The sequence below is a fragment of the Candidatus Gastranaerophilales bacterium genome (assembly GCA_028693235.1).
Taxonomy (GTDB): Bacteria; Cyanobacteriota; Vampirovibrionia; order Gastranaerophilales; family Gastranaerophilaceae; genus JAQUVW01.
On sequence record JAQUVW010000003.1, the window covers coordinates 109,647 to 132,997 of the forward strand.

Here is a 23,351-nt window from a genome sequence, read left to right on the forward strand (position 1 = left end):
CCCCTTGTTTAAGACTTTTCAATCCAACTTTTTACTTGTTCAATAACAGCATCATCTTCCGCAAAAGCGATGTCAGAAGACACATCAGTAATGGTGTTTTTCAAATCTTCGACGGCATTCGGATTTTGAGATATTTGTTGTTGAGCTTGTTGCTCCATAAGTCCTTGTTGCATTATTGCTTGACGTTCTATTAATTCTGCAGCCTTTAAATTAACATCTCTGAGTTGTTTCTCTTGTTCTTGAGATTTGGCTCTTAAAGATTCTAACTCTTCTTTTTGTTTTAAAGCTGCGGCTTTAAGTTTTTTAGAAATAAAACTAAATCCGAACATCAAACCACCAACCAACAAAGCTATTGCTATCCACCAAGGATTTCCTGTTTGTTCAACTTTTGGCAAACTAACCGGTCTATCGGAAGCCAAATACGGTTCGATAGAATCTGAATAAGCAATTGAAACATTGTTTGGTGAAACTTTTGGAGATGCTGATTTTGCAATTAAAGCTTTTAATTCGTCTTCTGTAATATTTGTCGGAATGGCACCCTCGTCAATCGTTACTGCAATAGAAATATCTTCAACTACGCCCGGTTTAATATACTCATTAACTTGAGTTTTTGAAACTCCGTATTGGGTTTCTTTTGCTATTCTTGAATAACTGCGGTTTTGAGCTGAATCACTTCCACTTGCAGGCAACCCATTAGGCAAATAAACACTGACAGCATTCAAGCCTTTATTGCTGTCTTGAGTTGAATCGCCTAAACCCTCTGAGAAAGTTTGCTCAGAAACTGAGGTTTTTTGCTTCGGATTATACAATATGCTTGATTTTTCAATAGGAACTTGTCTTAGAAATGTACTTACAGTGCAGACATAATTACCTTTTCCAAGCAACCTGTCTAATTGAGACGCGACTTTACCTTGCATATATTGGTCATTTTCCTGCAATCTTGAAAGTTGGTCATCTGTTGAATTTATTAAACTATGATAAACATTCCCGTTTGTATCGGTAATAGAAATATTTTCAGAAGTAAGTCCGGTAACACTACCTAAAAGCAAATTTGTAATAGCTTTTATTTTTGTTTGGTCTAGCTTTACGCCACTTGGAACAACGAGTTGAACTGTAGCTGTAATAGGTTTTTTATCAGCTGTAAACATAGAATTTTGTTCAGGAATAGAGATAAAAACGGAAGCATTTTCAATGCCTTCAATTTTTCTTATCAATCTGGACAACTCACCATTGATAGCACGCGAAAGCCTGATTCTCTTGTCTTCTTTAGTCGAAGTAAAATCACCTTTGTCAAATATTTCAAGACCGACAAACTGATCCATCAATCCACTTTGAACAATAGCCAAAAGAGCAGCATCACGTTGAGATTGAGTATAAGTTCCACCCTTTAAGACAATGGAAGATTTATTTCCTTCATTTACTCTTTGAGCTTCAATTTGCTGTTTTGCAAGCAAGGCTTGAATTTCAAGAGCCTTACCAAGATTATCGGTAGTCAATAAAGTAGCATCTTCTTTAACTTTTTTTTCAACTTGAACATTAGAACCACCGGTAGAGCCTTTTGTTGCAGCTACCATACCCATAGAAACAAATATAACCAAAATCAACGCAATCACCCCAATGATTGTGTATAACAACGGCTTATTTTTTAGTATTTCTTGAAAGTTCATCCTTAATCTATCTATAATTAATAATTACACTCATAATCAGTGTCAATCGAAAAGTTCATGCTCTACGATTTTACCTCACCCATGCTAATATTATACTATTATTTTAAATATAAGGTAATGTTATATTGAAATTTGCATAACTTTTTCATACGTTTGAATGACTTTCCCAGCGACTTGAGTTGCCAAGGTTACTCCCAGTTCAGCTTTAGCCATTGCAGTTGTAACATCATGGATATCAACATTTGAATTTCCCATCATTTGATCTTTTAACAATTCGTCAGGTTTTGACATTTCTTGGTTTAAATTAGAAACCAAACCTGACATTACTGATTTAAAATTCTCAGTTTCAGGTTGCTCTACTGACTTCATTCTCATACCCTCAATTCCAAAATCGGTATATTTTGAAGGCTCTATTCTTTGAAACAAATCAATATTTGGTACTAAATTTTGCTTAATCATCCTATATAATCCTTATCCTAAGTAATTTGCCAATATACTTTTTACGTAATTTTGAGTTTCTTTAAACGGAGGAACTCCATTATATTTATCTACATTGCCCGAACCCGCATTATATGCAGCTAGAGCAAGTATTAAATTTCCGTTATGTCTTTTCAATTTTGATTTAAGATATTTGACACCGCCCTCTATATTTTGAATAGGGTCAAACGGATCTTTAACCCCGAGCCCACGAGCTGTAGCAGGCATCAACTGCATTAGTCCAATGGCTCCACAAGAAGAAACCGCATCAGATCTAAAACCTGATTCTTGCTTTACTAATGCTTTAATTAATTTTTCATCAATGTCATATTTTTTAGCCATGTGAGAAATAATATTCATGATTTGAGATTTTGATGCCTTTACTCCGTGCTTTACAGAAGGCAAAGCAGAAACAGCGTTAACATCATCAGCGTTTAGAACTTTAAACTTTGAATCAATTGCATTACTGGACTTTAAAACATCAGAAAAAGGCTGAACCGTATTATTTGAAGGTTCTTCTAAAACTGATTTCTCAAGATTATTAACATAGGTGTTAATCTGAGCTGCACGTTTAATTGCGGCTTCTTTACCACTTGTATTTATTAAGTTTTGTATATTTTGTGAAAACAACTTCCTACCCTGTACCCTCTGTTATATATAAATTAACTATTTCCCTATTTCACAAGCTCTTTGAGCCATTGTTTTGGTAATATTCACCACCGCCAAATTGGCTTCGTAGGCTCTTTGTGCCATTGAAGCATCTGCAATTTCAACAAGCGGATTTACATTAGATGTCCTTATATAGCCGTTAGAGTCAGCATCAGGGTGCCCCGGGCGATATAACCTATCACCAAGCGTAGGATCCTCTACCACGCCAGACATAGCCACTCCGCCTTGAAGAAAAGGAACTGTCCCCATACCAAACAAATCTTCTTTCATTGAGCTTAATAAACCTGCAAACGAAATATTATCAGTTGCTGTCAAAACAGGGATTTTTCTTACATAATTAGGCGTATCTAAGTTCGCAATGTTCTTAGCACTTATATCCATACGCTTTCCGTGTACGGTCATCCCTTTTGCACCTATATCAATTGAATTTAATAAACTCATAATTATTTACCTACATTCATTACTGTCTTCATATTAGTTATCAAAGAGGTCATATTTCTTGATGCAACATAATACATCAAGGAATTTTTTTGCATCTCAGTTAATTCATTAGCCGCATTAATAGGACCTTGTTGTCTATCTTCAATAATGGCGGAAGGCCCGAGTTTAGATGATAATTCTGTTTCTAATGGGCTATTCATAGTTCCCAAATAAGAATCAAATTTAATATCTTTTCTAACGTAACCCGGTGTGTCCATATTAGCAAGATTGGCAGAAAGAGCCCTTTGTCTTTGGGCAACCAAATCCAACATCAAATTAATTTTTCCAAATGAATCACTCGGAGTATACATACTTTACCTCTACATACTATTTTTTAATTGTTTCTATTGATTTAGTGTAACAGCTTTATTGTACATGTCATCCACTGCTTTCATGACTTTAAAACTTGCAAGCATTGATGCATTCAATCTCATTACGGTGTTGACCTGATCGTACATGTCAACATTAGGTCTTTCCAAATAACCTTGCATAACACTATGATGATTGGTCATAAGGATAGGTTCACCTGAGTCATCTGTACATATAAATTTATTGCCATCGCCACCTTTTAAGCCTTCGGGATTTAAGAAATTAACAACAGGAATTGTACCCAATTTTTTTTCTTTACCACCTGCCTCTAAGACAGCAGTTACGTCACCATTTGGCTTAATTATTATTGCATCATAATTTGCAGGAATTTTTATTCCATCACCAACCAAACAATCATCATTTGTGATTAAATAACCATCTTTATCTAATTTAAAAGCCCCGTCACGAGTATAAGTTACATCACCTGTTCTTGATGTAACGGGAATAAATCCTGCACCTGACAATGAAACATCAAAAGGTTGATCGGTTCTCAATGGAGCCCCCACTGTAAAACTACGGCGAACAACACCGTCTAAATATCCGTTTTCGCCTAGCATTTCATCAAAACGAACCGCCCTATAAGCAGTTGTATTATAATTTGAAATGTTACTTGAAATATAACCCAACTTCTCAAATTGAGTATTTGCGTTAATAATATTTCTTCTTATTACACCTTGAAAACTAGACATAAAAACCTCTAAAATTAACTACCTAATTGTTGAACTGCTTTAGAAAGCAAATTTGCTTGCATTTGATAAAGCTGACGATTTGCATCAAAATTTCTGACTATCGGCATTGCTTGCATAAATTCAGTTGAAAGAGAAACGTTTGAAAATTCATTAAAACCTTGCCTTACGTTAGGTGCCATCACAGCTACGCCCTCAGTTGTAACTACAGAAAGTGTCGATACATAATCAAGCTTATTCGTTTTTTTATTAAACACACTTACATTACCTTCTGTGTCTATTTTTATTTGGCTGAGTTCATCGGGCAAAAAGGGCAGCTTAATTGCAGTTCCGTCGTTTGCAAGGACTTTTTCACCTGCTTCATTCATAAGATTTCCTGTTTTATCAACTTTCAACCTACCATCTCTGGAAAGTTTAACACCATGTTTTCCCAAATATTGAAAATAGCCCTTATTACCAAGAGCAATGTCCAAAGGATTTTCAGACTGCCCCAACCTGCCAACAGTATCATCTATAGCAGTTGAAAGCCCATGTGCTCCAATATATTCAGAAAATGAAGATACAACAGGATCTTTTCTTTGATAACCAATCTTATCAAATCCGTTTATATTTTCACTCGTAATCCCCATTAATTCTGTTTGCAAATGCATTGCCCTGATATTACAAGTCAATCCGTTCTCGATAAAATTTATGCCACCACGTAAGTACATACAATTTCCCTTATCAAATACATATTTTCTATATAATAATATAGGATTGAAAGTCAAAATAAATCATCTATTTAGAAGAAATATGTCAGTATGCAATTTGTTTTCTACATTATTTGTATGAAATGGGTAATATTTTTTAGATTTATATGATAAAATTAAAATGTCGGAGAGCAAGAATGAAAAAAAGACAAAGATGGTACGATAAAAATCCAACCGTAAGTTTAGCCGTAAGTTTGATGAAAAATTCATCAGAAAACAGCAAGCTTGATTGTGCAAATTTAATAATTGCTGAAGCAAAAAACAATAACATTGAATTTCCACAAGGAATTGTCCCAAAAATCAATGCCGTCTTTCGCAGATGGTATGATGAAGAAAAAAGTCTGTCAGACGCAATGGAATATCTACGTTTGTCACCGGAGTCTTTAAGAAAAACAATCGCACTTGAGCTAATTAAAATATTAGAACAAGCCGAAATAAAATAAGATTAAAGTTATGAAAAAATACTTAATATTATTATTAACGTTTATTTCAATTTTAACGATGTCAACCAAAGCAGAAGCTGTAAAGGTCGGCTTAATTACTGATGCATCTCAAACCTACATTGCATCATCAAATAAAGCACAATTGATTAACGCAAGAACAAACCATCTGGCTTATACGTTATCTCCGATGAAAGTCTATTTTCTAAAAGCTCACGGAAATACAATTTTAATGAACGTAAACGGTCAATACTATGACCTCGGCACCGATTCTGTAGTTTTAAAGACAGACAACACAGGGTTTCTTTCAACTAAAAAACGTTGGTATAGAGGCGAATTTATAATAAATAACAGAAATAACAACTTAACATTGATAAACTATCTCCCATTAGAAGAATATCTTATGGGGGTGGTTCCCTCTGAAATGCCATCAAAATGGAATGCTGAAGCACTAAAAGCTCAAGCAATAGCGGCAAGAAGCTATGCCATTGCAAACAGAGGCAAAAGAGCATCTCTTGGATTTGACCTCAAAGATAACACCGAAGACCAAGCCTATGGCGGTGCTACATCAGAAACAACAAAAACAAATGAAGCAGTTCTTTCTACAAAAGGAATTGTGGTTACTTACAATAAACAAGTTATACCTGCTTATTACCACGCCAGTGCCGGTGGGCAAACTTCTAATTCTGGTGGACAATGGGCTCACAATTTGCCCTATCTTCGTTCCGTCCCCTCTTATGATGATGGAATAAAAAAAATGGGGCATGGTATAGGTATGAGCCAATATGGTGCCAATAATCTTGCACAACAAGGTTATAATGCTTATCAAATTTTAACTTATTTTTACAATAATATTAAATTCGGGCGTCTTACTCCGGGATGGAACTTTTAACCTTATCCCCTCTCGCAGTATGCTTTCCCTAATTATACAATTTAGCGAAATAGCTCTATATCCACTTATGACAACGGTTCGTAAAAGTTTTTTTGCAAAAATGCTTGCTAAAATTTGAAAAATAAGTATAATAGCTAAAGTAAACAAAAGGGAGGTTCTTATGAACAAAGAAGAATTAGTAAAAGAAATTGCTAAAAAAGCAAAAGTTTCACAAAAAGCTGCAGCTGACGTACTTAGTGCAACAATCGACACCGTTCAAAAAACAGTTGCAAAAGGTAAAAAAGTTACCTTGGTTGGTTTTGGAACATTTGAAGCTAGAAAAAGAGCTGCTAGAACTGGCCGCAATCCTCAAACTGGTGCAACAATTAAAATTGCTGCAAAAACAGTTCCTGCATTCTCAGCTGGTAAGAAATTTAAAGAAATCGTTAAATAGTAGATTTCAAAATGCATAAAACCTATCCGGAGCAATCCTGATAGGTTTTTACATTATTAATAAAAAAACGAGTGCTAATTGCACTCGTTTTTTATAAAACTAATAAATTATTTACTTATTTGCATTCTTATTTTTTACAGCACCAATTATACCACCGATAGTAGCACCTATTGTACCGTCAATGAAAGCCGTACCGACAAGTCCAATAGCAGTTCCTAAAGCAAATACAGCTTTAGCCTTCTTGCTTGATTGCCCGGCATTAACAGCGTCGTCAACAACTGATTTGAAAGAATCCTTTATAAGGTTACGATTTTTAATTGTACTAGCAAGTGAAAAAGCCAAACTAGTAGCTCCTGCTAAACAAAAACCTTTTTTAGCGTATTCTTTTCTGGTTGGAAGCTTTTGATTATTGACATTAGTAGCGACTGGAGCTGTTTTCATTTTTAATACCTTTCGTTAGGACAATTATTTAAAATTCATCATAGATAAATTTTGCCATTATTCAGTAAAATATACAAATTTATTTACAAAATGTAACTATGGGCAAATAGATTCCCAATCAATATCATCTTCATCGTCATCACCAGGCTCTCTTATTTCAGCATCTTCGTCCATTAGCATAACTTGAAGCGTCCAGCGTAACTGTTTTTTATAATTAGCTAAAGCAGCCTCTCTTGTTTTTGCACAAAAAGCAAAACTCGGAATTTCTTTTATTTCTATATAATGATATTTTTTACCCTCAAAATCTAAATCCGTACCCTCAATGAGAGTCCAATCCAAATTCATATAATATTCAATGTCTTTTTTAGTCATCTAGAGAATTCTCATTTAAAGGTTGTGAAACCATAATGCCCTCGCCACCAAGTACATCTACTTGTTTACCATTCAAATATAAATAAATATTTTGACCTGAAGTATTGGACTTTGCAGTTTTTATCAGCTGATGCATTCTTGAATATACACTATCAGTTCCTCCTCCATATTGGAAATCAGAACTTAAATTTATAATGATATTAGCACCTTGCAAATCTACACTCAATAATTTTGTTCCTCTAGGGATTTCAGAATATATTCCATGATTTTTTTCACTAAATGCCGGACCTTTTAACAATTCTTTAATTGCAAAAGTCAACTTATTCTTCGCACTTGTATTTCTTGTAACAGTTTTAAATACAGGAGCACCATTTTCGTCTAAAGTTAAGAAATATACGCTTACAGGAGCTTCAACTTTTGCGGTTTTCTTTTGAGTTTCCACTTTCTTTTTGACATTATCTTCAATCGGAGTCATTGAGTTTTTAACTTCCCTGACAACCTCCGGCTTTTTAGTAAATATACCAAAATTAAAATCACCAAAAAATTTGACTTTAACATACAAAATTGATAATAAAATCAAAATGACTACTACAAATTTTGAAAAACCACTCATATTAAGCTACCCGTAAAAACTATATTACTTACTATTAATAACATAATTTTTAGGAATAATAAAGACCCCGTCCATGACAATTCGGTCATTATCAATTTTAACATTGCTTACTTTGACGGTGCCTTTTGCGTCATTGGTAACATTCATATCATAAGACAAAGGATTAAGTTTATTTACCAATGGCAATATTTTTTCCATATTCAACTTAGAATTTGAAGAACCTAAATCAAAATCAGAAAAAACAATTTGACCGTCTTTTACACCCAACGAAGAATTCAACGTAAAAGTAGATGCACTACTTGTAAAAAGCATCGGGGTAATAACTTTAAAAGACATGTTTATTTTGTTGTTTGAAATTTTAGCAGTCGGGTCATACACCTTGAACAAAACTGTGTTACCGATTGATATATTCAATTTATTCAACATATTAATATAACTTGATGATAAAACAGTTTTTTTAAAATCATCACTTGTCATAACGGCAGAATAATTCAATATTAAATTTGTAGGAAAATACATTTCTTTCTTGTTTTTTATAACTACTTGGTTATAATCACACAATGTCTTTGCATTAAAATCAGAAATATAAACACCATCGGTAGAAATTGATTTTGAATTTAATGTCATTGATTTGAATTTACCATCGATAAAATTTTTTGCACCAAACGGCTCTATTTGAACTTTAAATTTTGAATTTGTTTGTTTTTTTAAGGATTTTTGAACTTGTGACTCAGCAACCTGCGTTAACAAAAAGTTCATACCAGAAGCATTTGACATAAAATGAGGAAATGCACCACTAACAGGGTAAGGCTCGCTCATACACATTGAAGAATAATCAACGGCAAATGCACCTTGAGCCCCCATAATTAATGCCAAAAATATAATTAACTTTTTCATAATAACACCTTATTAACCTTTATTAAATTATCCTCTACATTCGCCATTGCGACGAGCTTATCATCATAAGTCAACAGCAAAACATTCGACTCAATATCAGTTGTTCTGATAGAATTGCCGTTTTTTATGCGATTAAATTCTTCTTCAGTCAATGATTTTCGATTATATGATAAAACTTCAAGAGGATTAATCAAATGTTTTTTTACAACTTCAATATCAGTAAATTGCTCAAGGTTAATTGAATTTTTTATATAAAAATTTGAAGACTGCGTTCTTTGCAATTCAATCATATAAGCCCCGCAATCCAAAGCCATCCCGATATCATTTACAATAGAACGAATATAAGTGCCTTTTGCACATTCGATTTCTAACTTAGCAGTTTGATTTCCATTATCAAATTCAATAAGATTTATTTTAGAAACATTGACGACTCTTTTTGGTATATCATCGGGAATTATACCTTTTCGAGCCAATTCATACAATCGTTGCCCTTTGTAATGAACGGCACTATGAGCGGGAGGAACTTGGACAATCTCCCCCATAAAAATAGGTAATACCGAAATTAACTCATCTTCGGTTATTTTCTTTTCCGAAAAAGTTTCTATACGACCTTCAGCATCATATGTATCAGAAATTTTCCCCAACTGCATTACGACACAATATGCTTTTTCATCAGAAAAATACTCAAACAGTCTTGTGGCTTTACCCAAAGCAAGAGGCAAAACCCCTGTAGCCATTGGGTCAAGAGTGCCCGCATGCCCAATTTGTTTAATGTGAGTAACACGCCTTAATAGAGCAACAACATCATGAGAGGTTACCCCTTTTGGCTTTTCAACATTGAGAAATCCAAACATTTGAAACTATAATTCCCCTCGAGAAATTTTGTTTATAATCTCAGTAACTTTAGTTCCTCGTTCGATAGAATCATCAGGGATAAATTTGAGCTCAGGAGTCAATCTCAAGCGAATTCTCTTGCCAACCTCATACCTTATTTTTGAAGTATGTTCTTCTAAAGCTTGTATTGTTTTCAGTTTTTTTTCTTCGTCAGTCGCAAAAACAGAAAAATAAACTTTTGCATAAGAATTATCATGAGCGAGTTCAATATCAGTAATAGAAACAACCCCCATAATTCTAGGATCTCTAACTTCTTTTTGTATTATATCAGAAATTTCTTTCATCAAAGTTTTTCTAACACGTTCATTTCTTAATGACATCAGGAATCTCCTTTTTAAAGTTATACAAGCACTTGGCGTTCAACTTCTTCTGTTGTTGAAACCTCAATAATGTCACCTTCACGAATATCGTTAAATTTCGCAAAAGAAACACCGCACTCAAAGCCCTGTGCTACTTCTTTAGCATCATCTTTAAAACGTTTTAACTGGTCAATTTGACCTCTAAAAACTTCAACACCATCTCGGAGAAGAACAGCCGTCTTATTTCTGATAATCTTGCCTTCAAGAACATAGCAGCCGGCAATCTTAGATGTTTTACCGACAGTAAAGATTTGTCTGACTTCGGCTCTTCCAAGTTCAACCTCTTTGATTTCAGGTTGAAGAAGACTCAACATTGTTTGTTCAAGATCTTCCAAAATTTGATATATTATCTCGTATTTTTTGATAACGACTTTTTCTTTTTCGGCAGCTAATTGTGCATTCAAATCTTCCTTAACGCCGAAGCCTAAAATTAAAGCCTCACTTGCACTAGCAAGCATTACATCAGCTTCAGAAATATCACCGACACCTACATGTATAAGCTTAGTAACAATTTCTTTTGATTCAAGTTGAGAAACAGCCTGAGAAACCGCCTCTGCAGCACCGTTTGTATTTGCCTTAATGATTAAATTCAATTTTTTGATTTCTGAATCTTCTTCGCCAACGACCTCATTTCTAACATGAGCAGGCATCATAGCTTCTAATCTTGTATTACGTTCTTTCTCCTTGCGTTCATTTGCTATAGCACGCATTTCCTTTTCATTTTCAACAGCTTGGAAATTGTCACCTGCCTGAGGAACTTCGGTTAACCCTAAGACCTCAACAGGAGTAGAAGGAGCCGCTTTTTTTACTCTCTCGCCTGAATCTGACAACAAGGCTCTAACTTTACCAAAGACAGTACCTACGACTAAACAGTCACCTGTTTTCAATGTACCGTTTTGAACTAATAATGTAGCAACCGGACCTTTTCCCTTGTCTAAATTTGCCTCAATAACAACACCTGAAGCCTTAGCTGAAGGAATAGCTTTTAAGCCTTGCATTTCAGCGACAAGTAAAATATATTCTAGGAGCTCATCAATACCTGTACCTTGAAGTGCACTGACTTTAACGCAAACAGTATCGCCACCCCATTCTTCAGGAACCAAACCGTGTTCAGTCAGTTGTTGAAGGATTTTGTCAGGGTTAGCACCCGGCTTATCAATTTTGTTTACAGCAACAATAATTGGGATTTCAGCGGCTCTTGCGTGGTTTATAGCTTCAATAGTTTGAGGCATAATTCCATCATCAGCAGCAACGACCAAAATTGCTATATCAGTTGATTTTGCACCACGAGCTCTCATTTCTGTAAACGCTTCGTGACCAGGAGTGTCAATAAATACAATTTTTTTGTTGTTTAAAAAAACCGTATAAGCACCAATTGATTGAGTGATACCACCGACTTCTGTTGAAACAATTTTATGCTTGGAAGCTCTGATTGAATCCAACAATGTAGTTTTACCGTGGTCAACGTGTCCCATGATACTAATTACAGGAGCTCTTGACTTTAATAGCTTTTCATCAATTTCTTTCAAAGCTTTTTCTTTTTCTTCTTTTTGAAGTTCTTTTTCTATATAAGCGTCCAAATCTTCTTCAAGGACTTCAAGTTCAAAATTTTCGCAAACTTTTTTTTGAGTTTTAGCGTCAATAACTTGGTTTACAGTAGCCAAAACGCCTTCCATCATTAAAAACTTAACGATTTCGGCAGGTGATTTATCAATTTTATCAGCCAATTCACCGACGGTTAAAACTTGATTAATAACGACTTTGGTTAAAGCCTCTTTAGCTTCCTCTTCATGTTTATGTTTTTTCTTATGTTTTTGGGTAGCTTTTTCAAGACTTATAAGTTCTTGTTGTTCTTCTTTAGATTTATATTGTTTTTCTTTGCCCTTAACGATTTTGCGTTTAGCACCCGGTTTTGAATCATAAATATCTTGAGGAATAATATGTCTTTTTACCGGTTTATAAGGCTCGGTTTTCTTCTGAGCGTTGTCACCGGTTGGTTTTGGACCTCTCGGAGCTTGACCTGCTTGAGGCACGTTATTATTCGGGTTACGAGATTTATCAAATCTACGATTATTATTCGGATAAGGACGTCCGCCTTGAGATGGTCTATTTTGTCTTTCAGCTCTTGCTTTAGCTGCAGCTTCCATTTTTTCTTTTTCGAGTTTACGTTCTTTTTGAGCTTGTTGCTCAGCTTCACGTCTTTTTAAACTGTTACGATTATTGTATTCAAGCAGAGAACGAATATCTGGAGTTTTTTGTGTTTTAGTATAAGTAACAGAGGAAGTATCAGGTTTAACTTGAGGACCATCATGACTGATTATAGTTTTTTTATCAGGCTCAATATTCTGAGTTTTTTCTTCTTTTTTTTCTTCGATTTCAACTTTTTGCACTTCAGGTTTTGCAGCCGGTTTAGCTTTTTTAACAATAAAAGCTTTTGGTTTTTTGTCAGCTGCAGATTTAGATGGGTGCAACATCTCTTTAAGATTAGTTATTTGAGTAGCAGAAAGTGTACTGGAGTGAGATTTTCCTTTTATTCCCAGTTTTTGTTCAAGGCATTCTATAACTTGTTTATTGGAAATGCCCAGTTCTTTAGCTACTTCATATACTCTTTTGTCAGTCATTCGTATCTTTCTTCTCTATGTTTCCTCATATAATAGTTGTAACATAATAATTTATACAAGTACAGTTCTTATAATTTCGTTAAGTTCTAATGTAACATTAGCCCTTATATTTTTTTGAATTCGATTTTTTTTAAATGAATTTTCGATGCAAGCAAGATTTTTGCATATATAAACAGAACGCCCCACGAAATCATTACCAGGATTCAGCACAATTTCACCATTTGTGTTTTTTGTTATTTTTATCAATTCATTTTTCGGGTGAAAATCCCCGCAAGAAATGCATTTTCTTAAAAATTTATCTTTTCTAGACACGGAGCAGGTCCCTTTCATTGACAATGAAAGCATCTATAGAAATTTCATCAGGACTATAAACTGACTCTATATATTCTTTTAGTCTGTTTTTCGCACACGTTACAGTAGTGGCTTCAGAAGTAACAACCGCCCTGTTTGAATTGGAATAAGCAATATCAACTTCATCGTCCTCTTGAATATTTTTATCAATCAAAATCATTGAAAACGCTACATTATCATTAAAATTTATATAATTATAATCATCTGATAAAGAGCCGACCACAGCTGCCAAAAAGACCTCGTATAAATTTTCATTAATTTGAGGCAAAATCGCCTGAAAATCACCTTTTTTGAAAAACGGTACAAATTTAAGAACTTGGAATATATTTTTTTGGAGCAAAACATCAACCCCAATAATACCAACGTATGGTTTTGCAATTTTTGCGATTTCATCAAGCATGGGGTGTAAAACTCTTGACTTGATTTTAGACTCAATCTCTTTAGAGATAAAATAATCAGGAGCAGATATCGATTTGAGATTATAAAAAGGGGTTTTATAACCGTCTTTAAAATATTCTTTTGAGCAGCAACTGCCTATAGGCAAAGCACTATAGCCATCTGTTACAAAATACAAAGTAGCCGTTTTTGCCTCAACAAAGTCTTCAATAACTAATTTTTTATTAAATTCTTCAAAAAACTTTTCAATACATAATTTTGCTTGCGAAAATGTATGGCAAACAGTAGCACTCCCACCATCAACATGTATATCATTTTTTATAATCATAGGATAATTTGCTCGTCTTACATAATCAACGGCAGCATTTTCTCTATCAAAAATCCCAAACTTTGGAGTTTGAACCCTCATTTTATACAATATTTTTTTTGCAGAGGATTTATTTAATGCAACTCGTGCTGAATCAGAATTAGGAGCAAAAACATTCAACTCATTTTGAGAAAAAGCATCTGCAACACCTGCGGCAATGGAGTCTGGATCAACAACAACGGTTAAATGTACCTCATTTGCCTTAGCAAATTCAACTAAACCATCTCCATCTGTCGATGATATTTCAACATTTGTCGCAAAATCTTTTATATTCGGATTTCCTGGTGCAACAAATATAATATCGTCTTTATTTTTTTTATTAAAGTTTTTAGCAAGCGAATAACAATTCGCATCAGAGCCTACAATAAGAATTCTTTTCATGTATCCATTATACAACAAATAATGGGATTAAGACAAATCCGGACGAAGAACTTTAGCACCCTTCAAATAAACATGAAAAATGTCTTTCTGATTTTTATCAGTATTTGCAACCACCAAAACTCTCAAACATTTTTTCAAAGAACCTTCAACTTTCAATTCGTTAAAACAAACCATTGGTATAAAATCCCAATTTAAGGATTCTCGAGCAAATTTAGCAGGAAATGCAGCATCTAAATCTTTAGTCAGAGTAAAAACGACATGTGAAATATCCTCATTTTTAACCTGATTTTTAATCAATAATTCAGTTAAGAGCGTTATAGTAGCCTTTGATATATCTTCTGGAGTATTTTCATCAACTGTAATAGCTCCCCTTATCCCCCTAGTCATCATTTTTAATCTCTCCGTTTTTTTCGATTTCAAAACTTTTGCCTACAGATAATTTTACACCATTTGCCCAAGCTCTTGCATCCATCTCACCCTTACTTTCAGGCTTAACTTTTTTAACCAAAAGACTACCTTCGCCCGTTTTGATTGTTATGCCTGATTTGGAGATAGCAACAACCTCTCCGGAGATTGAATTTAATTCATTTTCGAAATCAACGACTTCAGAAGATAAAATTTTCAAACATTTACCCTCAAAATGCGTATAAGAGCATGGCCAATCAACCATTGAACGAATTTGATTGTGAATTGATAAGGCTGAATTTTTCCAGTTAATCAAGCCATCTTCTTTTACGAATTTTTTAGCCAATGAAACTAATTTTTCATCTTGTTTCTCAGGCACTAACTCGCCACTCGAAATCCCATTTAAAGTTTGATATATAAGGAAAGGTGCTTTTTCGCTGATAATATCTGAAAGCTCCAAATTTGTCATATTATCTGTTATTTCAATTTTTTCAGACATACAAATATCACCGCTATCGAGCCCCAACTCAGTAACCATAGTGGTTATTCCGGTTTCCTTATCGCCATTATAAATACATCTTTGGATAGGATTTGCCCCTCTGTATTTTGGCAACATTGAAGCATGCATATTTATTGTCGCTATTTTAGGAATATTTAAAACTTCTTGAGATAGAAGTTGCCCAAAAGCAAACGTCACAAAATAATCGACATCGAGAGTTTTTAACTTTTCAATTAACGCCTCATCTTTTCTTATCGAAGCAGTCTGAAAGACAGGAATACCATTTTGTTCAGCACAAATTTTTATAGGAGGAGCAACAATTTTTTTCCCTCTTCCTGATGGTCTATCCGGTTGCGTTACAACTCCTAAAATTCTTATATCAGCAAAATTCAAAAGCTTCATGATGCTATTTACAGCAATTTGAGGCGTGCCCATAAATACAATCTTAATCATCTTCGAATTTTTCAACCTTACCTGTAGCAACAACGGCTTTTTCAAGTTCTTCATCTTCAATCAAAAAATCAACATCTATTGGAGGTAAACCATGGTCAATAAGTTCTTTATCCGCAGCAAAGCGATTTCTGGCTCTGTCGATAAACAAAACGCCATCTAAATGGTCGAATTCATGTTGAATTGCTTTTGTTAAAAGTAAATCTTTTTCAGCCTCAACCTCTAATACAAAAGGACGTCCTTTTTTATCAAGAGCTTTTATCATAATGTAGCTATATCGACGGACGTTAGTGTATGCCTCAGGAAAGCTCAAACAACCTTCTAAACTATCCAAAGCACCTGATTTTTTAATAATTTTTGGATTCACAAAAACCATTGGTCTGAGTTTTTGTCTGCCAGTAGATGTGTCGATTACAAATATACGTAAATTCTCGCCAAGCTGTGAAGCCGCTAACCCAACTCCATTTTTAGCATACATTGTGTCAAACATATCATCTATCAATGTTTGGACTTTTTTTGACATTTTATGAACTTCTTTGGATTTTTCTCTTAGAGAAGGTTCTCCATATTTTACTATTTTTCTTATTGTCAATTTCTGAACCTCTCTATTTTTTTGCCAAAAAATTTAGCAATAACATCACGAAAGAAATACCAACTGCGTACAAGAAATATTTCACAAGTGAAGTGCTGACAATCATTGTAGCCAAAGCACCTGAGAACAATGCAAATGTAGCCAATATCAAAACTGTTTTATTTTGTGAAAAGCCTGCTTTTAAAAGCTTATGATGAATATGCTCGGCATCAGCAACAAAAGGTGATGTTCCTTTCGCAATTCTTCGTAATGAAGAAAAAGTAATATCAATAATCGGAACAGACAAAACAATTAAAGGCATATACATAGCAGGAGATGCGGTTTTTGTAATACCGGTAATAGATAAAGTAGCAAGTAAAAAGCCTCCGAAAAGAGCGCCTGAATCACCCATAAATATCTTTGCGGGGTGGAAATTGTAACTCAAGAATGCAAGCATAGAACCGGCTAATATAAATGCAATCAAGGCAGTAACTGTATTTGACGGAACCATTGCAGCTGCTAAAAGTCCTAAAGTTACAGAACTAATCGTAATTACAGACCCGGCAAGCCCGTCGACACCATCTATGAAGTTGATAGCATTACTTATCCCGACAATCCATCCCAAAGTCAAAATATAAGATACTATAGGATTCAGAACAATAGACGCTCCAAAGGGGTTATAGATGGTTTCTATCCTTATACCTAAACAAAAAACAATAGTCGCAATACTTATTTGAATAAACAATTTAAATTTAGCATCGAGCATATAAATATCATCAATTAAGCCCAAAAGAAACATCAGAGAGCTTCCTAATAAAATACCTGAAAGCAAAGAGCCATAAGGATAATAACTCAAAACAATCAAGAACAAAAAAGTAAACATTGTACTCAACCAAATAGCAACGCCTCCAAGTCGAGGAATCGGGATAGAATGGATTTTCCTTGCATTCGGCTGGTCAACCAGTCCCTTTTTTTCTGATATATAAATCACAACAGGAACAATAAAAACACCTAGAATGAACGAGATGATAGCTCCTATTATTTGTGCCTCTGATAGCTGTAGAATTGTCATATCTTAATCCTTAATACAACGGGTATTTGTCACATAATTTTTGAGAACGAGCTCTCAAATTTGCAAGTGCAGCCTCATTATCGCACGCACTAACAGTGGATGCAATAATTTTGCCGACTTCAATCATATCATCTTCCTTGAAGCCTCTGGTTGTAACAGCAGCAGAGCCTAGTCTTACTCCACTTGTAACGAAGGGACTTTGAGGATCATTTGGGACGGTGTTTTTATTTGCGGTAATCCCAACAACTTCAAGGGCATTGGCAATGTCTTTACCGGTTTTGTTGAATTTTCTCAAATCTAACGTCATAACGTGGTTTTCAGTTCCACCACCGACAATATCCATGCCTTCATCAATCAGAGAATCAGCAAGTGCTTTTGCATTTTTCTTAACTTGTTTAGCATATTCTTTAAATTGAGGTTCAGAAGCTTCTTTGAGAGCAATGGCTTTGCCTGCGATAATGTGCTCCAAAGGTCCGCCTTGAATCCCCGGGAAAACAGCCTTGTCTATACCTTGAGCGTATTCTGCATCGCACATAATGATACCGCCTCTGGGGCCTCTCAATGTTTTGTGAGTTGTTGTAGTTACAAATTGAGCATAACCAGCCGGAGAGGGGTGTTCACCACCTGCTACAAGTCCTGCTATATGGGCTATATCGGCCATCAACAAAGCTCCTGCTTTATCTGCAATTTCTCTGAATTTTTTAAAATCAATGACTTTTGAGTAATTACTTGCACCACAAATTATTAATTTTGGCTTGTGTTGCATTGCAAGTTTTTCAACTTCATCATAATCGATTTCACCCTTGTCATTAACACCATAGGAAACAATATTAAAATATAAACCGGAAAAATTAACAGGTGAGCCATGAGATAAATGCCCCCCGTTTGATAAATCCATGCCCATAACAGTATCACCAGGTTTTACAGCGTACATAAATACAGCCATATTAGCTTGTGCACCGCTGTGAGGTTGGACATTTGCGTGGTCCATATTGAATAATTTTTGAGCTCTTTGCTGAGCAATTTCCTCAATTTTGTCGATATTGTCACAACCGTTATAAAATCTTTTGTGCGGTTTCCCTTCTGCATATTTATTAGTCAAGACAGTTCCACAAGCGGCCATAACAGCCTTTGATGTAAAATTTTCACTTGCTATCAATTCGATTGTATTTCTTTGTCTTTGTAGCTCATCTTCAATATATTGAGCAATCTGCGGGTCAGTATTTTTTATAATATCAAGTTCCATGCCTGTCCTCCTCATAAAATATGCACAGTGACATTTTATATAACACAAGAGAAAAAGTAAAATTATTAAGATAAAGATAATTAAATTATTTGACTGATAGACCTATTGATTAGTTGATATTTAGAAAATATTCCGTAAAATGGAATAGAGGAGCCATACAAGGTTGAAAAGTTATTACCAAAAAGATTTGTATAAAATCCTTGAGATTTCAAAAACAGCAACGGAAGCCGAAATAAAAACAGCCTTCCGTAAACTTGCACGGATATACCACCCTGATGTCAACAAAGATGCATCAGGTATTGAACGTTTCAAAGAAATAAAAGAAGCTTATGAAATATTGATTAATCCTCAAGAAAAAAAATACTATGACCAATACAAAGGTTACATCAATAATCGTCAAAACCAATCTCAAGCAAAAAAAGCCTATAACAACAATGGTGAAAAAAGAACATATTCACCTCCTCCAAATGTAAAATACGAAACAAAAAGCAAATTTGATGAAAATTCAACTGACCATAAAAATGACAAAGAACCTTTTACTAAAGTCTTTAACGACATTTTAGAAGGACTATTTACGACCGAAAAAGGAACAGGTAAAAAGACAAACCGTAAACAAAAACCTATAAAAGGGACGGATATTACTATGAAAATCGAAATATCCTACCTTGAATCTTTAAACGGAACAAACAGAAAAGTAAATATCCTGCACACGGAGGTTTGTCCGAATTGTTGTGGCAACAAGTTTATCAATGGTGCTACTTGTCATTATTGCAAAGGTAAAGGGGAAATCTCTTTACATAAAAAATTAAATGTAAAAATACCCGCAAATGTTCCTCAAAACGCAAAAATAAGAGTTGCAAACGAAGGAAACAAGGGTCTTTATGGCGGAAAAAACGGTGATTTATTTCTTATTGTAGATATTGAAAATGATAAATTTTTCAAATATGAAGGACGAAACGTTATTTGTGAAATTCCAATAAGCCCCTATGAGGCAGCTCTGGGAACAAACATAGAAGTTCCGACCTTAGACGGAAAAGTCACAATGAAAATCCCGCCCTTGACATCTTCCGGGCAAAAGTTCAGACTAACACAAGAAGGGATTTTAGACCCTAAAACCTCAACAAAAGGCGATCAGGTCGTAACTATAAGAATTGAAATGCCTCAGGCACTGTCATTAGAAGAAATACAGCTATACGAAAAACTAAAAGCAATATCAAAAGAAGATGTGAGAAAGAATATTAAAAATGGAAAATGACTCTAAAACCAAAATTAAAGAGATTTTTACTTCAATTCAAGGAGAAGGACCTTATCTGGGATACAAGCAACTATTTATAAGATTTTCAAGATGCAACCTGCACTGCAACTATTGTGACACTGAATTTTTAGCTGATTTTGAAACAAATAAATACTCGCCTCTTGAATTAGCAAAAAAAATTAAAAAAGATGAGATTGATTCTATACACAGCATAAGTTTAACGGGTGGAGAACCTTTGATTGAAAATCAATTTTTAAAAGAATTTTTACCACTTACAAATAAAAAAATATATCTGGAAACTAACGGCACACTAACAGAAGAATTGAAATCCGTAATTAAATTTATCGACTATGTAAGCATGGATATCAAACTTAATTCAGCGGGTGGAAACGGCAATCTTTTTGACAAACATAAAGATTTTATAAAAATATGCAAAGATAACAAAAAAGAAATTTTTGTAAAAATAGTTTTTGATAACAACATAACCGATAAAGAAATAAAGCTCTCCGCAGAATTAGCAAAGAACGCCGATATAGAACTGATACTCCAACCTATGATGGCGGGAAAGACCCTTGTTGTATCTTCTGATAAAATTATTGAAGTTTATGATAAATTCAATAATCACTACAAGAAAGTACGTCTAATACCTCAAACTCACAAGTTTTTGGACATTGAATAATGAACTCTAAAAAAATCATTGAAGAAGTTAAAAGTTTCGGAAATAAAGATTTTGCAGAACATCACCAAAAGTTTTTTCAAACTCAAAAGGGTGGCTACGGTGAAGGCGATAAATTTTTCGGGCTAAAAACGCCTCAAATAAGAACTTTAGCTAAAAAATATAAAAATCTCGAAATAGATACACTTCAAATTTTACTACAAAACGATTTCCATGAGGTCAGACTTTTAGCACTTTTTATAATGGTCTATCAATACAATAAAATTTCTGAAAAAAGAGAAAATATTTATGAACTGTATAGAAAAAACACAAAACACATCAACAACTGGGATTTAATTGATTTAACTGCCTATCACATAATAGGACACCACGAGTATATTTTAAACAGAACAACTTTAATTTGGAAGCTCGCCAAGTCTAAAACACTATGGAATGAAAGAATTTCAATCCTCTCTGCTTTTTATAACATAAAACAAAATGACTTTTCGCTTACGCTTGAGCTTTGCAACTTTTTCATTGAGCATAAACATCATCTAATCCACAAAGCTACAGGCTGGATGCTTAGAGAAATAGGAAAAAGAGATGAAAAAGTTTTAACAGATTTTTTGAACAAAAACAGTAAAATTATGCCCCGGACTATGCTCCGATATTCCATTGAAAGATTAACAAAAGAGCAAAAAAATTTGTATATGAAAAAATAGTCATCAAGCTGACAAAATGTAAAGTTATTTTGACAAAATGCCTGAATAAAATGTTTGTTTTAAAATCAAAAAGAGAGATTTTCTAAGGAGATTTAATGTCAAAATTAAGTTTACAAGCAACCGCAATAGGAAGTTTGCCCTATGACAACCAACCTGAAGCTACAAAACTTGTATGGGACACTTTTGAGATACCTTTTTGGGCTCAACTTTCCAACGTAAACCCGATGGAAGATATGATAATTCAATACTCCGAAAATATCCCCGGAATGTATATTGATACAGAAAATCAAATTTTCGGATTTGATGGGGAATCTGAAGCTTTTTACACAGATTTAGAAGAATTTTATTTAGACTATGATGAAATAACAACAGAAAATAACACAGAAAAGCTTGATAAATATGGACTTAAAGCCCCATATTCCTCCACTTTTAAACCTTACATTGATTTAATAAAAGAAAAAAAACCCCAATATGTAAAATGCCACATAACAGGCCCTTTTACTTGGGGAACAAGCATTTCAGATAACGACAAGAAATGTCTTTTCTACGATGAAACCTATAGGGATATAATTGTTAAAGCTCTGACATTAAAGTCATTATGGCAAATTGAACAAATAAAAAAAGTAAGCCCTAATACAACTCCAATAATTTTTATGGATGAACCGACTATGAGTCAAGTTGGGACTTCTGCTTTCATAACGGTTAAAGAAACAGAAATTATCGACAGCATAAAACAAATATCAGATATATTAAAAGCAAAAGGAGCTCTAACGGCTATTCATTGTTGCGGTAAAGCTGATTGGGGTATGCTTTTAAAATCAGGCATTAAAATATTAAATTTTGATGCATACTCATTTACAAAAAACCTGACTGTATATTCTGATGAAATAAAAACTTTTTTAGTTGACGGAGGAATAATAGCCTGGGGAATTGTCCCAACGCTTGACGTAGAAGCTTTAACTCAAGCGACTAAAGACTCACTTATAGAAAAACTGGAAGAAGGCTTTGATGCACTTTCATCTAAAGGTATTGAAAAAGAATTAATCGTCAAACAAAGCCTTATCACTCCTTCTTGCGGAGCAGGTTGCCTTAATGCAGAACTTGCAGAAAAAGCAATGCTAATGACAAAAGGAATTTCAGACACACTTATCAAACGATATGACGAGGTAATTTAATGACTATAACCATTGCTGTAACAGGTAAAAGCGGAAGCGGAAAAACAACTATCACAAAAGCTTTATACAAAATAATGAGAGAATATTACCCTGAAAAATCCGTCTTGCTTTTTGATAACGATTTAACAGGCGAATTAGGTCACAGCTTTGGCAAAGATATTAGAAACACAATATACGGAATAAGAAGCGGAAAACATGAATATAAAACCGGTATTCCAAGCAATATGACAAAACAAGAATATGTCGAATGGGCGTTAGAAGATATATTAGAGCCTCTTGATGACAACACCGATATTATTGTTTCTTGGCTGATTGGCTCTAAAGATTGCCGCTGCCCGATTACTAAGCAAATAAATGACGCACTTGTGAAACTTATCAACCGCTATGATATTGTTATTTTTGATTGTGAATTTGACTTGAAATACCTGCATCAACTTGTAGATGTTGAACTTGATGTAACTTTAATCATTGCAAAACCGACTGAAGAAGCCGTGCATCTGGCTAAAAGAATTGAAGAATTTTCCGCAAAATATGCAGCAGGAGCCCAAATGGGAGTCGTTTTAAACAAAGTTAAAGGCACTGAAAAAGAACCATTGTTTGAACTTCTACAAAAATACAATCTGGAAACTCTCGGGGTTATCCATGACGATAGAGCCCTAAAAGAAAATCCTATGGAAAAAGATTCTGAAACGGTTACAAATGAAGTAAAAGAATTCTTTTACAGACTAAATTTGCCCAGAGCTTAAA

The 23,351-nt window shown here is 34.3% G+C and carries 29 protein-coding genes; 8 read left to right on the forward strand and 21 right to left on the reverse strand.

Annotated elements, in window-relative coordinates; translation table 11 throughout:
• Window positions 1–8: 8 nt before the first annotated feature.
• The 7 genes from PHV37_05985 to PHV37_06015 form a co-directional block, all read right to left on the reverse strand.
• Complete coding sequence (locus tag PHV37_05985; protein ID MDD3237632.1) at window positions 9–1,667, reverse strand: flagellar M-ring protein FliF C-terminal domain-containing protein; 1,659 nt, start codon at window positions 1,665–1,667, stop codon at window positions 9–11.
• Window positions 1,668–1,787: 120 nt separating this feature from the next.
• Window positions 1,788–2,126 carry a flagellar hook-basal body complex protein FliE gene (gene fliE, locus PHV37_05990; protein ID MDD3237633.1) on the reverse strand — a complete coding sequence of 113 codons (339 nt, stop codon included), beginning with the start codon at window positions 2,124–2,126 and terminating at the stop codon, window positions 1,788–1,790.
• Between the two features lie 12 nt (window positions 2,127–2,138).
• Window positions 2,139–2,774 (reverse strand): lytic transglycosylase domain-containing protein, encoded by a 636-nt coding sequence (locus PHV37_05995; protein ID MDD3237634.1) that lies wholly within the window; start codon window positions 2,772–2,774, stop codon window positions 2,139–2,141.
• 36 nt (window positions 2,775–2,810) lie between these two features.
• Window positions 2,811–3,254 carry a flagellar basal body rod C-terminal domain-containing protein gene (locus tag PHV37_06000; GenBank protein ID MDD3237635.1) on the reverse strand — a complete coding sequence of 148 codons (444 nt, stop codon included), beginning with the start codon at window positions 3,252–3,254 and terminating at the stop codon, window positions 2,811–2,813.
• 2 nt (window positions 3,255–3,256) lie between these two features.
• Entirely contained in the window at window positions 3,257–3,604 is a 348-nt protein-coding gene (locus PHV37_06005; GenBank protein MDD3237636.1) for a flagellar basal body protein, read from the reverse strand.
• A 33-nt stretch (window positions 3,605–3,637) separates the two neighbouring features.
• Window positions 3,638–4,351, reverse strand: a complete 714-nt coding sequence (locus PHV37_06010) for a flagellar hook basal-body protein (GenBank protein ID MDD3237637.1) — start codon at window positions 4,349–4,351, stop codon at window positions 3,638–3,640.
• Between the two features lie 14 nt (window positions 4,352–4,365).
• Window positions 4,366–5,058, reverse strand: a complete 693-nt coding sequence (locus PHV37_06015) for a flagellar basal body rod C-terminal domain-containing protein (GenBank protein ID MDD3237638.1) — start codon at window positions 5,056–5,058, stop codon at window positions 4,366–4,368.
• Window positions 5,059–5,234: 176 nt separating this feature from the next.
• On the opposite strand from PHV37_06015, the gene PHV37_06020 reads away from it, so the two are divergent.
• The 3 genes from PHV37_06020 (at window position 5,235) to PHV37_06030 (ending at window position 6,862) form a co-directional block, all read left to right on the forward strand.
• Window positions 5,235–5,540 (forward strand): hypothetical protein, encoded by a 306-nt coding sequence (locus PHV37_06020; protein MDD3237639.1) that lies wholly within the window; start codon window positions 5,235–5,237, stop codon window positions 5,538–5,540.
• A gap of 58 nt (window positions 5,541–5,598) precedes the next feature.
• Window positions 5,599–6,429: a SpoIID/LytB domain-containing protein gene (locus PHV37_06025; GenBank protein ID MDD3237640.1), complete on the forward strand. Its 831-nt coding sequence runs from the start codon at window positions 5,599–5,601 to the stop codon at window positions 6,427–6,429.
• Window positions 6,430–6,589: 160 nt separating this feature from the next.
• On the forward strand, window positions 6,590–6,862 hold the full coding sequence (locus PHV37_06030; GenBank protein ID MDD3237641.1) for an HU family DNA-binding protein: 273 nt from the start codon (window positions 6,590–6,592) through the stop codon (window positions 6,860–6,862).
• A 111-nt stretch (window positions 6,863–6,973) separates the two neighbouring features.
• Here PHV37_06030 and PHV37_06035 read toward each other — a convergent pair whose 3' ends face one another.
• From PHV37_06035 to PHV37_06100, 14 genes are all read right to left on the reverse strand, one after another.
• Window positions 6,974–7,303: a hypothetical protein gene (locus PHV37_06035; protein ID MDD3237642.1), complete on the reverse strand. Its 330-nt coding sequence runs from the start codon at window positions 7,301–7,303 to the stop codon at window positions 6,974–6,976.
• A gap of 96 nt (window positions 7,304–7,399) precedes the next feature.
• Window positions 7,400–7,675, reverse strand: a complete 276-nt coding sequence (locus PHV37_06040; GenBank protein MDD3237643.1) for a hypothetical protein — start codon at window positions 7,673–7,675, stop codon at window positions 7,400–7,402.
• Window positions 7,668–8,288: a GerMN domain-containing protein gene (locus PHV37_06045; GenBank protein MDD3237644.1), complete on the reverse strand. Its 621-nt coding sequence runs from the start codon at window positions 8,286–8,288 to the stop codon at window positions 7,668–7,670. The genes PHV37_06040 and PHV37_06045 overlap by 8 nt, the downstream gene beginning before the upstream one ends.
• Before the next feature lie 24 nt (window positions 8,289–8,312).
• Window positions 8,313–9,185, reverse strand: a complete 873-nt coding sequence (locus tag PHV37_06050) for a hypothetical protein (GenBank protein MDD3237645.1) — start codon at window positions 9,183–9,185, stop codon at window positions 8,313–8,315.
• Window positions 9,182–10,039: a tRNA pseudouridine(55) synthase TruB gene (gene truB / locus PHV37_06055; GenBank protein MDD3237646.1), complete on the reverse strand. Its 858-nt coding sequence runs from the start codon at window positions 10,037–10,039 to the stop codon at window positions 9,182–9,184. Before truB ends, PHV37_06050 begins: the two co-directional genes overlap by 4 nt.
• Window positions 10,040–10,045: 6 nt before the next feature.
• Entirely contained in the window at window positions 10,046–10,399 is a 354-nt protein-coding gene (gene rbfA, locus PHV37_06060; protein ID MDD3237647.1) for a 30S ribosome-binding factor RbfA, read from the reverse strand.
• A gap of 20 nt (window positions 10,400–10,419) precedes the next feature.
• A complete protein-coding gene (gene infB / locus PHV37_06065; GenBank protein MDD3237648.1) occupies window positions 10,420–13,059 on the reverse strand; it encodes a translation initiation factor IF-2 in 2,640 nt (879 codons plus the stop codon).
• Window positions 13,060–13,110: 51 nt separating this feature from the next.
• A complete protein-coding gene (locus tag PHV37_06070) occupies window positions 13,111–13,371 on the reverse strand; it encodes a YlxR family protein (protein MDD3237649.1) in 261 nt (86 codons plus the stop codon).
• Window positions 13,364–14,554 carry an ATP-grasp domain-containing protein gene (locus tag PHV37_06075; protein MDD3237650.1) on the reverse strand — a complete coding sequence of 397 codons (1,191 nt, stop codon included), beginning with the start codon at window positions 14,552–14,554 and terminating at the stop codon, window positions 13,364–13,366. The genes PHV37_06070 and PHV37_06075 overlap by 8 nt, the downstream gene beginning before the upstream one ends.
• Before the next feature lie 27 nt (window positions 14,555–14,581).
• Window positions 14,582–14,944, reverse strand: coding sequence for a chorismate mutase (gene aroH, locus PHV37_06080; protein MDD3237651.1), 363 nt, complete (start codon window positions 14,942–14,944; stop codon window positions 14,582–14,584).
• Window positions 14,934–15,911 (reverse strand): methionyl-tRNA formyltransferase, encoded by a 978-nt coding sequence (gene fmt, locus PHV37_06085; protein MDD3237652.1) that lies wholly within the window; start codon window positions 15,909–15,911, stop codon window positions 14,934–14,936. The genes aroH and fmt overlap by 11 nt, the downstream gene beginning before the upstream one ends.
• Window positions 15,904–16,500: a peptide deformylase gene (gene def, locus PHV37_06090; GenBank protein ID MDD3237653.1), complete on the reverse strand. Its 597-nt coding sequence runs from the start codon at window positions 16,498–16,500 to the stop codon at window positions 15,904–15,906. Before def ends, fmt begins: the two co-directional genes overlap by 8 nt.
• A 13-nt stretch (window positions 16,501–16,513) precedes the next feature.
• Window positions 16,514–17,551 carry an MraY family glycosyltransferase gene (locus PHV37_06095; GenBank protein MDD3237654.1) on the reverse strand — a complete coding sequence of 346 codons (1,038 nt, stop codon included), beginning with the start codon at window positions 17,549–17,551 and terminating at the stop codon, window positions 16,514–16,516.
• A gap of 10 nt (window positions 17,552–17,561) precedes the next feature.
• On the reverse strand, window positions 17,562–18,797 hold the full coding sequence (locus tag PHV37_06100; protein MDD3237655.1) for a serine hydroxymethyltransferase: 1,236 nt from the start codon (window positions 18,795–18,797) through the stop codon (window positions 17,562–17,564).
• A gap of 163 nt (window positions 18,798–18,960) precedes the next feature.
• Between PHV37_06100 and PHV37_06105 the strand changes: the two genes are divergently transcribed.
• From PHV37_06105 to PHV37_06125, 5 genes are all read left to right on the forward strand, one after another.
• Entirely contained in the window at window positions 18,961–20,052 is a 1,092-nt protein-coding gene (locus PHV37_06105) for a DnaJ C-terminal domain-containing protein (GenBank protein ID MDD3237656.1), read from the forward strand.
• Complete coding sequence (locus PHV37_06110; protein ID MDD3237657.1) at window positions 20,042–20,731, forward strand: 7-carboxy-7-deazaguanine synthase QueE; 690 nt, start codon at window positions 20,042–20,044, stop codon at window positions 20,729–20,731. The genes PHV37_06105 and PHV37_06110 overlap by 11 nt, the downstream gene beginning before the upstream one ends.
• Window positions 20,731–21,429, forward strand: coding sequence for a DNA alkylation repair protein (locus PHV37_06115; protein MDD3237658.1), 699 nt, complete (start codon window positions 20,731–20,733; stop codon window positions 21,427–21,429). Before PHV37_06110 ends, PHV37_06115 begins: the two co-directional genes overlap by 1 nt.
• 95 nt (window positions 21,430–21,524) lie before the next feature.
• The gene (locus PHV37_06120; GenBank protein ID MDD3237659.1) at window positions 21,525–22,604 is read left to right on the forward strand and encodes a hypothetical protein; all 1,080 of its coding nucleotides are present in this window, start codon (window positions 21,525–21,527) and stop codon (window positions 22,602–22,604) included.
• Complete coding sequence (locus PHV37_06125; GenBank protein MDD3237660.1) at window positions 22,604–23,350, forward strand: ParA family protein; 747 nt, start codon at window positions 22,604–22,606, stop codon at window positions 23,348–23,350. The genes PHV37_06120 and PHV37_06125 overlap by 1 nt, the downstream gene beginning before the upstream one ends.
• Window position 23,351: the final 1 nt, after the last annotated feature.